Source organism: Pseudomonas sp. LBUM1643, assembly GCF_059716215.1.
In genome coordinates this window covers 1,042,982-1,058,261 of record NZ_CP166813.1, presented here as the reverse complement: position 1 = coordinate 1,058,261, position 15,280 = coordinate 1,042,982, and the positions used below count along the sequence as shown (strand labels likewise).

Annotated in this window: 16 protein-coding genes; 1 reads left to right on the top strand and 15 read right to left on the bottom strand. The window is 56.9% G+C overall.

Features of this window, described 5'->3' with window-relative positions:
- Nucleotides 1-22: 22 nt before the first annotated feature.
- The 15 genes from srmL to ACA063_RS04550 all read right to left on the bottom strand — a co-directional run bounded on the left by srmL (nt 23) and on the right by ACA063_RS04550 (nt 14,149).
- Nucleotides 23-1,171, bottom strand: coding sequence for a PheS-related mystery ligase SrmL (gene srmL, locus ACA063_RS04620; protein WP_497664943.1), 1,149 nt, complete (start codon nt 1,169-1,171; stop codon nt 23-25).
- Nucleotides 1,172-1,442: 271 nt separating this feature from the next.
- On the bottom strand, nt 1,443-1,757 hold the full coding sequence (locus tag ACA063_RS04615) for a helix-turn-helix domain-containing protein (protein ID WP_497664942.1): 315 nt from the start codon (nt 1,755-1,757) through the stop codon (nt 1,443-1,445).
- A complete protein-coding gene (locus tag ACA063_RS04610; protein WP_497664941.1) occupies nt 1,754-2,098 on the bottom strand; it encodes a toxin in 345 nt (114 codons plus the stop codon). Before ACA063_RS04610 ends, ACA063_RS04615 begins: the two co-directional genes overlap by 4 nt.
- A 237-nt stretch (nt 2,099-2,335) precedes the next feature.
- Complete coding sequence (gene cyoE / locus ACA063_RS04605) at nt 2,336-3,223, bottom strand: heme o synthase (protein WP_497664940.1); 888 nt, start codon at nt 3,221-3,223, stop codon at nt 2,336-2,338.
- A gap of 11 nt (nt 3,224-3,234) precedes the next feature.
- Entirely contained in the window at nt 3,235-3,570 is a 336-nt protein-coding gene (gene cyoD, locus ACA063_RS04600) for a cytochrome o ubiquinol oxidase subunit IV (protein ID WP_497664939.1), read from the bottom strand.
- Complete coding sequence (locus ACA063_RS04595) at nt 3,571-4,197, bottom strand: cytochrome o ubiquinol oxidase subunit III (RefSeq protein WP_497664938.1); 627 nt, start codon at nt 4,195-4,197, stop codon at nt 3,571-3,573.
- A gap of 3 nt (nt 4,198-4,200) precedes the next feature.
- Nucleotides 4,201-6,231 (bottom strand): cytochrome o ubiquinol oxidase subunit I, encoded by a 2,031-nt coding sequence (gene cyoB / locus ACA063_RS04590; RefSeq protein ID WP_497664937.1) that lies wholly within the window; start codon nt 6,229-6,231, stop codon nt 4,201-4,203.
- 3 nt (nt 6,232-6,234) lie between these two features.
- The gene (cyoA, locus tag ACA063_RS04585) at nt 6,235-7,179 is read right to left on the bottom strand and encodes a ubiquinol oxidase subunit II (RefSeq protein ID WP_162437332.1); all 945 of its coding nucleotides are present in this window, start codon (nt 7,177-7,179) and stop codon (nt 6,235-6,237) included.
- Between the two features lie 827 nt (nt 7,180-8,006).
- The gene (locus tag ACA063_RS04580) at nt 8,007-8,516 is read right to left on the bottom strand and encodes a disulfide bond formation protein B (protein WP_497664936.1); all 510 of its coding nucleotides are present in this window, start codon (nt 8,514-8,516) and stop codon (nt 8,007-8,009) included.
- A gap of 356 nt (nt 8,517-8,872) precedes the next feature.
- On the bottom strand, nt 8,873-9,649 hold the full coding sequence (locus tag ACA063_RS04575; RefSeq protein ID WP_497664935.1) for an ABC transporter substrate-binding protein: 777 nt from the start codon (nt 9,647-9,649) through the stop codon (nt 8,873-8,875).
- A 311-nt stretch (nt 9,650-9,960) separates the two neighbouring features.
- Nucleotides 9,961-10,413 (bottom strand): molybdopterin synthase catalytic subunit MoaE, encoded by a 453-nt coding sequence (moaE, locus tag ACA063_RS04570; protein WP_194691341.1) that lies wholly within the window; start codon nt 10,411-10,413, stop codon nt 9,961-9,963.
- A 2-nt stretch (nt 10,414-10,415) separates the two neighbouring features.
- Nucleotides 10,416-10,658: a molybdopterin converting factor subunit 1 gene (gene moaD, locus ACA063_RS04565; protein WP_497664934.1), complete on the bottom strand. Its 243-nt coding sequence runs from the start codon at nt 10,656-10,658 to the stop codon at nt 10,416-10,418.
- Nucleotides 10,655-11,128: a cyclic pyranopterin monophosphate synthase MoaC gene (moaC, locus tag ACA063_RS04560; protein ID WP_162437327.1), complete on the bottom strand. Its 474-nt coding sequence runs from the start codon at nt 11,126-11,128 to the stop codon at nt 10,655-10,657. The genes moaD and moaC overlap by 4 nt, the downstream gene beginning before the upstream one ends.
- Before the next feature lie 163 nt (nt 11,129-11,291).
- The gene (locus ACA063_RS04555) at nt 11,292-12,686 is read right to left on the bottom strand and encodes a PhoH family protein (RefSeq protein ID WP_497664933.1); all 1,395 of its coding nucleotides are present in this window, start codon (nt 12,684-12,686) and stop codon (nt 11,292-11,294) included.
- A gap of 338 nt (nt 12,687-13,024) precedes the next feature.
- Nucleotides 13,025-14,149: a polysaccharide deacetylase family protein gene (locus tag ACA063_RS04550; protein WP_497664932.1), complete on the bottom strand. Its 1,125-nt coding sequence runs from the start codon at nt 14,147-14,149 to the stop codon at nt 13,025-13,027.
- 236 nt (nt 14,150-14,385) lie between these two features.
- Between ACA063_RS04550 and yaaA the strand changes: the two genes are divergently transcribed.
- Complete coding sequence (yaaA, locus tag ACA063_RS04545; protein WP_497664931.1) at nt 14,386-15,165, top strand: peroxide stress protein YaaA; 780 nt, start codon at nt 14,386-14,388, stop codon at nt 15,163-15,165.
- Nucleotides 15,166-15,280 lie beyond the last annotated feature (115 nt).

The following is a 15,280-nucleotide window of genomic DNA, read 5'->3' as shown; positions in this document are numbered from 1 at the left end:
AGAAATCAGGCAATGCGCGGTATCAGCCCCTCGAAACATCCATCCTATACCCCGCCCCGGGTGCCCCCTCATGCAACGCGGATTGAATATCCGCATACAAGGCATTCGCCTCAGCCGTCGTGATCGATCGCGAACAATCTCGCAGCACCACCCGAAGCAACACATTCTCCTGACCCGGCAACAGCCCGAGGCGTTCGATAGCCTGCACCGGCAAATCAGCAAATCCCCAACGGCCTTTGACCTGTATCTCCTCAATCCACTCAGCGCAGTCACCGGCCGCCAACAACATTTTCTCGGTCAACACCTCCTCGCTTAAACCCGGGGTCACCGCCAGCGAAATATCACGCGCAATCGACGGCAAACGCGACACCGCACGCCATGGATTCAGATCATGCATCTGCGCCTGCACCCTTACATTCTGATCCCGCAGCAAGCGAATATCCGGAATGCCTTTGCGCAGCATCGTCAGGCGATCCAGCCCCATCCCGAGCGCCAACCCGCCATGGCGCAATGGATCGATCTGCAAACGTTCCAACAACGATTGCGCAATACGACCGCACTCCAGGACCTCGACCGGAGCGCCGTCATTCAACACATTCACTTCGATCCCGCCCTCGGTGTAGTGATGCGGGCTATCGCTGTAGACCCACGGCTTGTCGGGCACGGCCGTTTTAAGAATATCGCCGACCAGGCGCAGCAAATGTTCGTGGGTCGACAGCTGCGGATCACCGAGTACCCAGATGTCCATCTGATGAGGTTCCGCGCAATGCCAGCGGTCACGACTGTCTCGGCGAAAAGTGATACCGGGCGCGGCCAGTAAAATCGTCTCCCCCGGTTGCCGACCAAGCGCCGCACGCTGCAACGCCGATGGAATCTGACTGGTGGTTTGCGTGCGCAACAATGAGTGCTCATCGACCCAACGGGTGTGCTCACTGCCCAGTGTGATTTCTGTGGGATCGTAACCAAGCAGCCCGTAATTTTCCTCGGCAGACACAACGCGCGGGCCTGTCTGTAGTTGAGTTTCGGGCCAGCCTTTGTCAGCAAGACGCTGAAGGATTTCATTCAGCAATAACCGGACAGCATGCTCGGGTGTGCTTTTTTCGGTGAGATCAACCAGTAACAGAGCCTGCTGGACAGCCGCATCGGTCAGGTATTTTTTTGATGCATTCACGCAACAGCCCTCTAACGCCAGTTGACTTGAGGGCTCTTGAAAACCACCCGACAAATCAATCTAACGCCAGAAGCTGATCACTCACAACGATCCAAACACAGCATTTTAAATTTTCAGAACACGCCTTCAGAGTCTTCCCACAATCTCACCGCGCATCCGCCGCCTCACCATGTCCGCCGCCCCATAAAGACCCGGCTCGATGAGTCCGACCACCCAACAAAAAACCCCGCGCTTCTCTCGAAGGCGGGGTTTCAAATATTTGGCGATCTGGTTAAACGGTTGCCAGCCGCTCCACCATATCGGGGAATTTCTCCACCAGTCTGATCAACAATGCAGCCTGCGCGTTGGGCCTGGATTTTTCCTGCTCCCAATTTCTCAGCGTGCTGGGACTGGTCCTGATTCGCTTGGCGAAAACAGCTTGAGACATATGTAACTTTTCTCGCAGTGCAACAATTTCCTGCGCGTCAATTTCAGGCGCTGGCATTTCCTCAACCGTCGTGTTGCGCAGGGTAATCTTGCCTTCGCGTTGAGCCGCCATCTCGTCAACGCCCTGCATCAACTCTGCAAACAGGTCGCGCTTTTTCATGGGGTACCTCTACTTTTTAACTCTGTCTCTATGGCTTTCTTGAGCGCCTTCTCTTGCTCGGCGGTCAAGTTCTCAAGCTCATCTTTGTCATAAATTGCAAACATCCAAAACTGACCATCATTCATAAGCCAATAATAGATAACCCGCAAGCCACCTCGCTTGCCTTTGCCTCTGCGTCCATCTGCCCAACGTAATTTTCTGAAGCCACCTGATCGAGGCATAACATCGCCCGCCTCCGGATTCAGCTGCATGTGGGTCTGCAGCGTACGATACTCATCGTCCGTCAGATAATTGCCGACGGAGGCAGTGAAGGACGTGGTTTCGAAGAATACAGTGCGCATCGCAAAACTATAGGCAAGTTGCTTATAGTCAGCAAGCAGAAAGCTGGAGCAACGGACGAATTGCTACGGGTGAGCTGACAGATCGAGGCGCCGTCATCGCGAACAAGCTTTGCTCCTACAATGAGTCTTCACCTGGCACGGAAAGGCTGATCACCAATGCTCCCGCGAGAAGCGGTCCCAACAAAAAACCCCGCACTTCTCTCAAAGGGCGGGGTTTTTCTTTTCGGCATCCGACGCTTAAGGCGCGTACGTCAGCAACAGCTCGGCGGGCACTTTGAAGTCCAGGGACATCATGACGCTCAACGCGGTGATGGTGAAGATCGAGAACACGAACAGCTTGCGTGCCCAGACCGTGTCGTCCACCGCCTTGTAGCCGGTCCAAGCCATGTACAACCAGTACATGCCCATGGCCGCGGCGACGGCGAGGTAGCTCATGCCGGCATAGCCGCTGAAGGTCAGCATCAAGGTCGCCACGAGGAAGGCCAGGATGTAGAGCAGGATGTGCTTCTTCGCCACTTGAATCCCGCGCTTCACTGGCAGCACCGGAATCGATGCGGCCAGGTAATCATTGAAGCGGAAGATCGCGATGGCGTAGGAATGCGGCATCTGCCACAGGCTGAACATCACCAGCAGCGTCAGTGCAGCCATGTCGAAACTGTTGCTGACGGCGACGTAACCGATCACCGGTGGCATCGCGCCCGACAGACTGCCCACCAGCGTGCCGTGAACCGACTTGCGCTTGAGGTACAGGCTGTAGAAGCCGACGTAGATGACAAACCCGATCACCGCAAACAACGCGGCTAGCGGGTTGGCCACTGTGTACAACAGGGCAACGCCGGCGACACCCAGGACGGTCGCATAGATCAGGGCCAGTTTCAGGGAGATCAAGCCCTGCACCAGCGCCCGGTTCTTGGTGCGTTCCATCTTCAGGTCGATATCGCGGTCGATGCAGTTGTTGAACACGCAACCGGAAGCGACGACCAGGGACGTGCCGATCATGGCGGCCAGGAAGATGGCCAGATCGACATGCCCTTTGGAGGCCAGGAAAAATCCGCCTGCCACTGAAAGCACGTTACCGAAAATGATCCCCGGTTTGGTGATTTGGATAAAGTGCTTCAAGGACATCCGGATTTACCTCAGTGCGCCATCATGTTGGTGTGGATGCTGAACATGATCCACAGCGACAGGCCGACCAGCAGGACAATGACCAGCGCAGCGAAGACAAACGCGATCACGTTGTTACGCTGGGCGGCAGAGCGGTCCAGGTGGAGGAAGTACACCAGGTGCACCAGCACCTGGACGACTGCGAAGATCAGTACGATCCACAGGGTCATGGCTTTCGGCAGCGACGGGTACATCACCAGGCCGAAAGGAATGACGGTCAGGATCACCGACAGGATGAAACCGATAGCGTAAGACTTGACGCTGCCGTGGCTGGCGTCGTGGCTATCGTGGGAATGAGCGTTAGCCATTTACATAGTCCCCATCAGATAAACAACGGTGAATACGCAGATCCACACAACGTCCAGGAAGTGCCAGAACAGGCTCAGGCAGCTCAGACGGGTCTTGTTGGTCGCCGTCAGGCCGTTTTTCTGGACCTGGTACATCATGATCGCCATCCAGATCAGACCGCTGGTCACGTGCAGACCGTGGGTGCCGACCAGGGTGAAGAACCCGGACAGGAAGCCGCTGCGGCTAGGGCCGTAGCCTTCGGAGATCAGCAGGTGGAACTCGTTGATCTCCATGGCGATAAAGCCGGCGCCCAGCAGGAAGGTCATGGCCAGCCAGCCCAGGACCTGTGTCTTCTTGCCTTTGAACAACGCCAGCATGGCGAAGCCGTAGGTGATCGAACTGAACAGCAGCAGAGCGGTTTCGCCCAGTACGTACGGCAGCTCGAAAATGTCGGCGCCCGACGGGCCGCCCGCTACGTTGTTAACCAGTACCGCGTACACCGCGAAGATCGACGCAAACAAAATGCAGTCGGTCATCAGGTAGAGCCAGAAACCGAATACGGTCATCTCGCCCGAGTCGTGGTGATGGTCATCGTGCCCATGTTCATCGACATGGGTGTGTCCAGCATTGGTCACTAAGTTCGACATGGTTTAAGCCTGTTCCAACGAGGTTTCAACACGGGTGGCGTTGGCTGGGACTTTCCCGGCCGCTACCAGACGTTTGTGCTGCTCGGCTTCGATGCGCTCGATGACATCCACCGGCACCATGTAGCCCTGATCGTCACGGGCGGCATGGATAGTGAAATACACCACGGTGCCAACCAGACCAACGATTGCCAGCCACCAGATGTGCCAGATCATCGCGAAACCGAACACGGTCAGCAGAGCACCCATGACCACACCGGTAGCGGTGTTGTTTGGCATGTGGATCGGCTCGTACTTGGCCGGAGCCTGGTACGCGGTACCGTTTTCCTTGGCCTCGGTGAACGGGTCGATGCTTTCTGCTTTTGGCAGCACAGCGAAGTTGTAGAACGGTGGTGGCGACGAGGTCGACCATTCCAGGGTATGGGCATTCCACGGGTCACCGTGATCGCACATGTTTTCTGGCTTGTTGCGGTCACGCACGCTGACGTACAGCTGGATCAGCTGGCAGGCGATGCCCACAGCGATCATCACCGCACCGAACATGGCGACGTACAGGTACGGCACCCACTCAGGGTTGGTGGTGGCGTTCAGACGACGGGTCATGCCCATGAAGCCCAGTACATAGAGCGGCATGAACGCGACGAAGAAGCCGGTGATCCAGAACCAGAATGCTGCCTTGCCCCAACCTTCGTGCAGCTTGAAGCCGAACGCTTTAGGGAAGTAGAACGCGAAGCCTGCGATGTAACCGAATACCGCGCCGCCGATGATCACGTTGTGGAAGTGAGCGATCACGAACAGGCTGTTGTGCAGTACGAAGTCAGCACCCGGAATGGCCAGCAGTACACCGGTCATGCCGCCGATGGCGAAGGTCACCATGAAGCCCAGGGTCCACAGAACCTGGCTGGTGAAACGCAGACGGCCCTGATAGATGGTGAACAGCCAGTTGAATAGCTTCACCCCCGTCGGGATCGAAATCAGCATCGTCGCCAGGCCGAAGAAGGCGTTGACGCTGGCACCCGAACCCATGGTGAAGAAGTGGTGCAGCCAGACCATGAAGCCCAGGATCGAGATCGCGCCGGAAGCGTAGATCATCGAGTGGTGGCCGAACAGACGCTTGCCGGTGAAGGTGGAGATGACTTCGGAGAAGATCCCGAACGCCGGCAGAATCAGAATGTAAACCTCGGGGTGACCCCAGGCCCAGAACAGGTTGACGTACATCATTGGATTGCCACCAAGTTCATTGGTGAAAATGTGGAAATCCATGTAACGGTCAAGCGTCAGCAGTGCCAGGGTAGCGGTCAGGATCGGGAACGAAGCCACGATCAGGACGTTAGCCCAGGTGCAGGTCCAGGTGAAGATCGGCATGTCCATCAGCTTCATGCCAGGGGTACGCATTTTCAGCACGGTGGCCAGGAAGTTGACCCCCGTTAGCGTCGTACCTAACCCGGATAGCTGTAGCGCCCAGATGTAGTAATCCATCCCTACGCCAGGACTGTATTGCAGGCCCGACAGCGGCGGATAGGCAACCCAACCGGTCTTGGCGAATTCGCCGACGCCCAGAGACAGGTTGATCAGCACAACGCCCGACACCAGCAGCCAGAAGCTCAGGGAGTTCAGGAACGGGTAGGCAACGTCACGGGCACCGATCTGCAGCGGCACTGCAAGGTTCATCAGGCCGGTGAAGAATGGCATCGCCATGAAGATGATCATGATCACACCGTGAGCGGTGAAGATCTGGTCATAGTGTTCAGGCGGCAGGTAGCCAGGCGAACCCTCGGTGGCCATGGCCAGCTGGGTACGCATCATGATGGCGTCGGCAAAACCACGCAGCAGCATGACCATGGCGACGATGATGTACATCACGCCGATTTTCTTGTGGTCGACCGAGGTCAACCACTCGGTCCACAAATAGGTCCACTTCTTGAAGTAGGTGATTGCAGCGAACAGCGCCAGACCACCGAGCGCGATCATGGCGATGGTAATCATCACGATCGGTTCGTGGAACGGGACCGCTTCCCAACTTAATTTACCAAACATCGTTTACTCCTCTGCCCCGGCAGCTGAATGCGAACTCATGTCCATCCCTTCCATATGGGCCACTTCTTTCTCTTTCTTCTCGTGGTGCATCGGCTTGCCCGGTTTCATGCCTTCGTACTTGTCGACGATGAACTGGAACAGGTTCGGCGTAACCGAGGAGTAGAGCTCGACTGGGTTGTTCTGGCTTGGTTTGGTAAGGGCTTCGTATTCAGCTTTTTCCAGCTGTTTAGGTGCCTTTTTGACTTCACTTACCCAGGCGTCGAAATTTTCCTGGGAAGTCGAGATCGCTTTGAATTTCATGCCGGTGAAACCTGCGCCGCTGTAGTTGGCAGAGATGCCTTCCATTTCAGCGTCACGGTTGGCAATCAGGTGCAACTTGGTCTGCATGCCGGCCATCGCGTAGATCTGGCCGCCCAGGCCCGGAATGAAGAACGAGTTCATCACCGAGTCCGACGTCACCTTGAAATTGACCGGGGTATTCGTCGGGAACACGATCTTGTTGACCGTGGCGATGCCCTGTTCCGGATAGATGAACACCCACTTCCAGTCCAGCGCGACCACTTCAATGGTGATCGGCTTGACGTCGGATTCCAGCGGCTTGTAAGGGTCCAGAGCGTGGGTCGACACGTAGGTGACGTAACCCAGAGCAATGATGATCAGCACTGGAACAGCCCACACCGCGATTTCGATCTTGGTGGAGTGCGACCACTTCGGCGTGTACACGGCGTCAGTGTTGGTCGCGCGGTATTTCCAGGCGAACAGGAAGGTCATGACGATGACCGGAACCACGACCAACAGCATCAGCAACGTTGCGGTGATGATCAGGTTTCGCTGCTCCAGGCCAACCTGGCCTGTTGGATTGAGCAAGGTCATGTTGCAGCCTGACAGCAGCAACGCGCCGATCAGCGGCAATAAGCCTAGTAGTCTGGGGTACCTGTTTTTACTCATCTCACGACCTCTAAAGCAGCTTGCGCAATGCAGTTGGGTTTTGATCGCCAACACTTCACCCTGCCAAGGGTTGGCATTTTTCTTGGATTGAATAAGGGCTGCCCGTCGCGCGTCAGACGCTGTTCGACAAATCCTGGGCCAGCGGTGAGTTCTTATTCGAATTCGTGGTCAAAGGCCTTGTTACAGACCAATTCCATTTGGTGCGGATAATTGGAAGGCACCGACACCTGGGCGTCGTACAAAGCCAACCGGCCTCTCGACACCCTCTTTCTGCTCAGGGATGAGCAGTGCCGGGAATTCAGTGCGGGCGATTGTAGATATGTAACGTTTTATAAACCATGTCTCATCCCGAAATAATTTTTATCCATTCCAGCAACAATCATTAACGGTTTGTGCAAAAGTGCGCCATGGTATCGAAATTGATTCTCAACAAAAACACCAAAAATAGTAGGTGTTCCTTGCTCAGTTCAGACAGCATCGGAGGCATTGCACCTACCCGACACCCTGGCGTAGCCCCCATATGACAAGGGCTCTGGCAATTCGCCAGGACCTGTTAAAACTGCCTGCTGCGGGTTTTATGGGCTATTGGAGCTCTGCTTGAAACCAGGCCAATTCACTGCCATGGATGTGCACCAATCTGCCCTTTTGAAATGCCTTGCGACACTCGCTCTGTGACAACATGTCGCACACCTGTCGCACCGTTCGCTGTCGCACATCACGCTCTTTTTACCTGAGCCCTGAAACGGGCTTTGGCTCACAAAAAATGCCCCGGCCTCTCAACGAGGACCGGGGCATTTTTGCAGGACACTTTGAGCTCTCTGAAGAACTCAGCGCAGCGCTTTGCGATTACGCATCGTCAGCACCGGCACCAGGATGACGATCAGCACGAAGGCGACCAGCGCCCATTGCGCGAGCGACAGACCGAGGATCGGCGGATACGGCGTGGAGCAGAAGCCATCGACCTGGAAGCCCAGCGGGAAGATTTTCGCCAGTGGCAAACCATCGACAATCGGCTGCAGGACGTCGATGCCGCAGCTGACCGTCGGGTAAAACTGCGTGTAGACGTGATGGCCGGCCACACCCACACCGGCCAACGCACAGATCACCACGAGGGTTTCAAGGATCGTGATGCTGCGGCGGGTGCTCATCGCCGCACCGATGAAGGCGAAGATCGCGATCAGCAACAACGCATAACGCTGCAGGATGCACAGCGGACATGGCGCCTCGCCCAAGACAATTTGCATGTACAGCGCGCCGCCGATAAGCCCCAGGCAGATGATGCCCAGCAACACCAGGTAGCGTCGCTCACGGCCCAACCGCATCGTTTCCTCGCTCATTGCGTTTCCCTTCTGAATATCGATTGACCGGAAGTCTACACGCTGGCCCCGAGCTTGAGAGCCCGGGGTGCGTGGATAGATTCGGGGAATAAACGATAGGGCGGTTAAGAAGGGATTAACGTCGGGCTACTTCCAGGGATTTGGATGATCCAAGGGCCTCATCGCCAGCAGGCTGGCTCCCACATTGAAAATGCGTCGTCTATGAAGCATCGGGCAACTGACTGGAGCCGGCTCCCACCTTGGAATGCGTGCACCTGTGAAGTAAGACCACCGCCTGGAGCTGGCTCCGCCTGAGCTGCCTCCCACCTTGGAATGAGGCCAATTGTGGGAGCCAGCCTGCTGGCGATGCTTTTTGATCAGTCGCCGTAGATATCCGACTTGAAGTACTTCTCGGAAATCTTCAGGTATTCGCCGTTGACGCGAATGCCGTCGATGGCGGTGTTCAACTCGCTGACCAGCTCGGTGTTGCCCTTGCGCACCGCAATACCGGCACCCTCGCCCACGTATTTCGGGTCCTTGAGTTCCGGACCGACGAAGGCGTAACCCTTGCCGCGGGGCATCGAGAGGAAGTCGTTCAGCGGGATGGTGTCGGCGAAGATGGCGTCGAGGCGGCCGGCCGCCAGGTCCATGTAGATCTCTTCGTTGTTGCTGTAGCGCTTGACGTTAACGCCCTTGGGCTCGAACACCTCGGTGGCGAAACGATCCGTAGTGGTCGCCCGTTGCACGCCGACGTTCTTGCCCTTGAGGCTGGCGTACTGGTCGTCCACCACCGCACCGTCCTTCATGACCAGGCGCGATGAGGTGAAATAGTACTTGTGGGTGAAGTCCACGGACTTCTTGCGGTCTTCGTTGATCGTCATGGACGACAGCGCCATGTCGATTTTCTTCACTTTAAGAGAAGGAATCAGCCCGTCGAACTCGCCTTCGACCCACACACACTTGACCTTCATCTGCGCACACAGGGCATTGCCGATGTCGTAGTCGAAGCCGACGATCTCACCTTTGTCGGTTTTGGAGGCGAACGGCGGATAGGCAGCCTCGATACCGATGCGCAAGGTTTTCTCGGCGGCGAACACAGCGCTGCACGCCAACAGACTCAGGGCCAGACCGGTGATGAGGGGGAATTTCTTCATATTCGTTCTCTCGCAAAGTTGTTGTTGGTTTGGCAAGACAGAATGAAAAATCAAACGCGCAGGAAAAGTCTTTTTTGTACTTGGAATTCCATACTGGACTTTTGTGTACTGATCGTCAATCGGGGCGCATGAGGAAGTACCGGCCGATGGTCGGGAGGTGAGTCAGGGAGATTTTTGGTGTTGCAGATGGTGTTATCGCGAGCAGGCTCACTCCTACAGTTGAACTTCATGAACACAAATTTTGCGTACGACGAAGATCAACTGTAGGAGTGAGCCTGCTCGCGATGACTTACTTGAATGCGCTGCGGGAATCACTGTTTCCAGCGCCCCGCCGCCGCATGATCACTGTCCCGCCCTTCCACCCATCGCGGCCCGTCACTGGTGTTTTCTTTCTTCCAGAACGGTGCGCGGGTTTTCAGGTAGTCCATGACAAATGCGCAGGCGTCGAACGCCGCCTGGCGATGGGCACTCGCAGCGCCCACAAAAACAATCGGTTCGCCCGGCTCGAGCGCGCCGATGCGGTGCAACACTTCAAGCTTGAGCAGTGGCCAGCGCTGCTCGGCTTCCAGGGCAATCTTGCCCAGGGCTTTTTCGGTCATGCCCGGGTAGTGCTCGAGAAACATCCCGGCCACATCCAGCCCGTCATTGAAGTCGCGAACGTAGCCGACAAAACTCACCACTGCGCCTACACCCACATTGGCGGCGTGCATGGCATTGACTTCAGCGCCCGGATCGAACGCGGTGGACTGCACGCGAATCGCCATGCTCAGCCTCCGGTCACAGTCGGGAAAAACGCCACTTCATCGCCATCGCTGACGGGTTCGTCGAGTTGGCAAAGGTCTTCGTTACGGGCGCACATCAGATTCTGCTCGCTCAACACCTCAGCGCCGTCTCTTTTAGCCAGCAGCGCACGCACGTCGTCGACGGTAGCGAAGTCGCCTTCCACGTTCACCGCGTCGACGCCCAGTGCTTCTCTATAACGAGCGAAAAACTTCACAGTGACGTTCATGGCTGATCCGCCTGGAAATGCCCGCTCTTGCCGCCGACCTTTTCCAGCAGCCGCACGCTTTCAATGGTCATGCCACGGTCAACGGCCTTGCACATGTCATAGATCGTCAGCGCCGCGACGCTGGCTGCTGTCAGCGCTTCCATCTCGACACCGGTCTGCCCGGAAAGCTTGCAACGCGCCACGATGCGCACGGTGTCGTCGCCCTCGGCGCTGAGTTCGACTTTCACGCCCGTGAGCATCAGCGGATGGCACAAAGGGATCAGATCGCTGGTTTTCTTCGCGGCCTGGATACCCGCAATACGCGCCACCGCGAACACATCACCTTTGGGGTGACCGCCGCTGACGATCATCTGCAGGGTGTCGGGCAGCATGCGCACCAGCGCTTGGGCCGTCGCTTCACGGAAAGTCACGGCTTTTTCGGTGACGTCGACCATGTTGGCGCGACCTTGGGAATCGAGATGAGTCAGCACAGGGTTACTCCTGATCAGGAGTTCCGATTGTAAACCTGCGGGTCAATTTTTCGCACGTTTGATTATCGTGTCGTCACATCCCCCTGTAGGAGCTGCCGAAGGGGATTTGTATTGGGCACAAAAAACCGGGCGGCTTTGAGGCCGCCCGGTTCTGGTGACGCGGTTACAAATGCGATTCGGCGTATTCAGCCAGAATCGAGCGTGGGACCCCTTGCAAGGTGATGTGCACCCCGTTCGGGAAATCCTTGAAGCGTTCAGTCAGGTACGTCAGCCCGGAGCTGGTCGCGGACAGGTAAGGGGTGTCGATCTGCGCCAGGTTGCCCAGGCACACCACTTTGGAACCGGCGCCGGCACGGGTGATGATGGTTTTCATCTGGTGCGGGGTCAGGTTCTGGCATTCATCGATCAAAATCAGGCTCTGCTGGAAGCTGCGGCCCCGGATGTAGTTGAGGGATTTGAACTGCAACGGCACTTTGCTGAGGATGTAGTCGACGCTGCCATGGGTGTTTTCGTCATCCATGTGCAGGGCTTCAAGGTTGTCGGTGATGGCGCCCAGCCATGGCTCCATTTTTTCCGCTTCGGTGCCGGGCAGGAAACCGATCTCCTGGTCCAGGCCCTGCACGCTGCGAGTCGCGATGATGCGGCGATAGCGCTTGCTGACCATGGTCTGCTCGATCGCAGCCGCCAGCGCCAGAATGGTTTTACCGGAACCGGCCGCGCCAGAGAGGTTGACCAGGTGGATATCCGGATCGAGCAAGGCATACAGCGCCAGGCTTTGATAGATGTCTCGCGGTTTCAGGCCCCAGGCTTCCTGGTGCAACAGGGGTTCCTGATGCAAGTCGAGAATCAGCAGCTTGTCTTCCTGGATCTCTTTGATCCAGCCGACGAAGCCCTGCTCGTCGATGATGAATTCATTGATGTGCACCGCCGGCAGGTTGTCGATCAACTGCACCTGGTGCCAGGTGCGGCCATGATCCTGACGGGTATCGACATTTCTCACACGGTCCCAGAAGGAGCCGTCCATGTTGTGATAGCCATTGGGCAGCAACGACACGTCGTCGACCAACTGGTCGGTGCTGTAGTCCTCGGATGCGATCCCGCAGGCACGGGCCTTGAGGCGCATGTTGATGTCTTTGGTCACCAGCACCACGGGCAGTTTTGGCTCGCGCGCGTGCAAGTCGATCAACTGGTTGATGATGATGTTGTCGTTCAGGTGTTCGGGAAGAATGATGTTCGGCTCAGCACGCTTGCTCATCAGAATTGACAGCAAACCCTTGGGCCCACTTTTACCGCGCTGGATCGGTACGCCTAGCTCGACGTCTTCAGGACTGGCATCGCCCAGCGTCTTGTCGATCAGGCGGATGGCCTGACGGCATTCTGCAGCCACGCTGTGATGCCCGCTCTTGAGCTTGTCCAGCTCCTCAAGCACGGTCATCGGGATGGCGACGTGGTGTTCTTCGAAGTTAAGCAGGGCGTTTGGATCGTGAATCAATACGTTGGTATCGAGTACATAAAGGATTGGCTGGTTGGAGGAAGAACTACGTCCGTGATCATCCATACTCGGTCACCTTTGTGGGAGCCATTCGACGCAATACCTCGGCGGTGCTGCGCCTCGAAGTGACTACCGAATTCACCTGCGAGGGATCAAGTGAACTGCGCACACAAACTGGGTCTTGGAAGACGCCACCTGTGTTGCAGGTTTCGGCGGTCTGTCTTCGTAATACTCCAAAACCCATGACAGAAAAAAGCACTTTGACGCTTTTTTGAAGTTTATTTTTCAGAGTGACGAATAGCCCTTGGCGTGCAGGCAATGTGCCGTTAAAGTCGGAAGTCCGCCTGCATCGAATTTCACCAGAAATTCACCCCTCGCCCAATGTTTACGGGCTTTTGTCCTGTTTAACGAAAACCATCCTGACAGTCTTCCCAACCGATCCCGCTGGGCGCCGTTTGCGTGATCAGCCAGGGCAGCGCCGTTTTCACTCCGTCCTGCTTCACATTGAAATTAATCACCCCGTGCCGCCACAGCAGCATCAAGGTCAGCACCCGCTGAGCGCTTTGACTGGCCTTCAGCTTGCCCGCTCCGTCCTGGGCATCGATGTCCCAGAGTGCGACCCGCAAGCCCTGGGCCTCGAAGAAGCCTGCCGCGTCCGAACGTCGCTGACCATCGGGTGGGCGAAACAGCGGCACGTAATTCTCCGGCAATTTGCTTTTGACAAGATCGGCGCTGCGTCGCACCGAGTCCTGCCAGTCCTGCCAGTGGCTGTGGGAGCGAAACTCCCAGCCCTGAACGCCGATGCACTGCTGTGAATAGGTCGCCTGCAAGCTGGCCACCGGGCGGCCGGCGAGGCGCGCCTGGACATCCTTGCCGAGGACGAAGAACGTGCCGTTCATGTTCGACTTGCGAAGGTAGTCCGCGACCCAGTCCGTGTTGTCCGGCGCGGCGTTGGCAGCGCTGTCGAAAGTCAGCAGAAACAGTCGGTCATGCATGGCGTCCCCGTTGCGCTCGTAGTCGCCAAAACGATCGACTTCGCTGCTGGTCTGGGGAAACAGCGCAGCCTTGCGCAGTTGCTCGTCCAGATACTGCGCATGGAACAAGCGGCTCGGCTCGGCCCACTTGATGTAATAGCTGTCGTCGCTGACCTGGAACTTGGCAGCTTGCTCACGCAGCGTCGCCATGTCTTCGACGAGGAAGCAGAAGGACGCATCCTGGTCGCAGCTCTGCTGGGCGAAGTTGTAGTTGGTCAGCAAACGCTGCCACAGTCGCTGGCGCAGGTTGTTGATGGAATCCACATTAACGGTGCGCAGCCCCAGCCGCTGTGCCAGGCCCGCCTCATCCATTGACTCACTGGCCAGCAAGACGCGTGCGAACATGAGGATCTCGGCACGCGACGCGACATCGAACAGGGTCGGGTTGCCGAGCTGTTCGGGCCAGGTGCTGCGATCCAGCGTCGCCACGTCGCCGGGCGCCGCCAGGGCACCGAAACTCAGAAGCCAGGTGAAGCAGAAAAAAACGATACGCAATGGGATGTCTCCATAACAAAACCCGCGCGGCACTATATATCGGGAAGATCAAAAGATCGCAGCCTCGCTGCGCTCGACAGCTCCTACAGATACACCCCAATTCCTCGTAGGAGCCGTCAAGCGAAGCGAAGGCCGCGATCTTTTCCATGTCACCACCGATCAGCTATCACCCTCATAGCTGGAGTCAACAGAGACAACCCCCTAGAATCGCCCCCACGATTAAAGGAGACGACTTCATGCTGATGGTGATTTCCCCCGCCAAGACCCTCGATTACGAAACACCGCCGGCGACCCAGCGCTTTACCCAACCGCAATACCTTGACCATTCCCAGGAGCTGATCCAGCAATTGCGCGACCTTACACCCGCGCAGATCAGCGAGTTGATGCACGTCTCCGACAAGATCGGCGGGCTCAACGCCGCGCGCTTCGGCAGCTGGACGCCCGCGTTCACACCGGAAAACGCCAAGCAGGCATTGCTGGCCTTCAAGGGAGATGTGTACACCGGGTTGAACGCGCAAACCTTCAGCGAAGCCGATTTCGATTACGCCCAGCAACACCTGCGCATGCTCTCCGGGCTCTATGGCCTGCTGCGCCCGCTGGACCTGATGCAGCCGTATCGCCTGGAAATGGGCACCAAACTGGCGAACGCTCGCGGCAAGGATCTGTATGCCTTCTGGGGCACGCGAATCAGCGAATGGCTGAACGAAGCCCTGGCAGATCAGGGGGATGACGTGCTGCTGAACCTGGCGTCCAACGAATACTTCTCGGCCGTCAAACGCAGCGCCCTGAACGCTCGCATCATTAATACCGACTTCAAGGACCTGAAAAACGGGCAGTACAAGATCATCAGTTTCTACGCGAAAAAAGCCCGCGGAATGATGAGCCGTTTCGTCATTGAAGAACGCATCAACGACCCGGCAGCCCTCAAGCAATTCGACGTTCAAGGTTATCGCTACAGCGCCGAACAGTCGAAACCGGACCACCTGGTATTTCTCCGCGATCACGCTCCCGAGTGACGCCCCCGATTGGCGCACGAGCTTCGTGCGCCATCGATTGATCGTCTGACAATTCCCCGTCAAATTCGCCGACTTATTGGCGCCATAAATCCAGCGCGCAATCTTCTAACTTTTG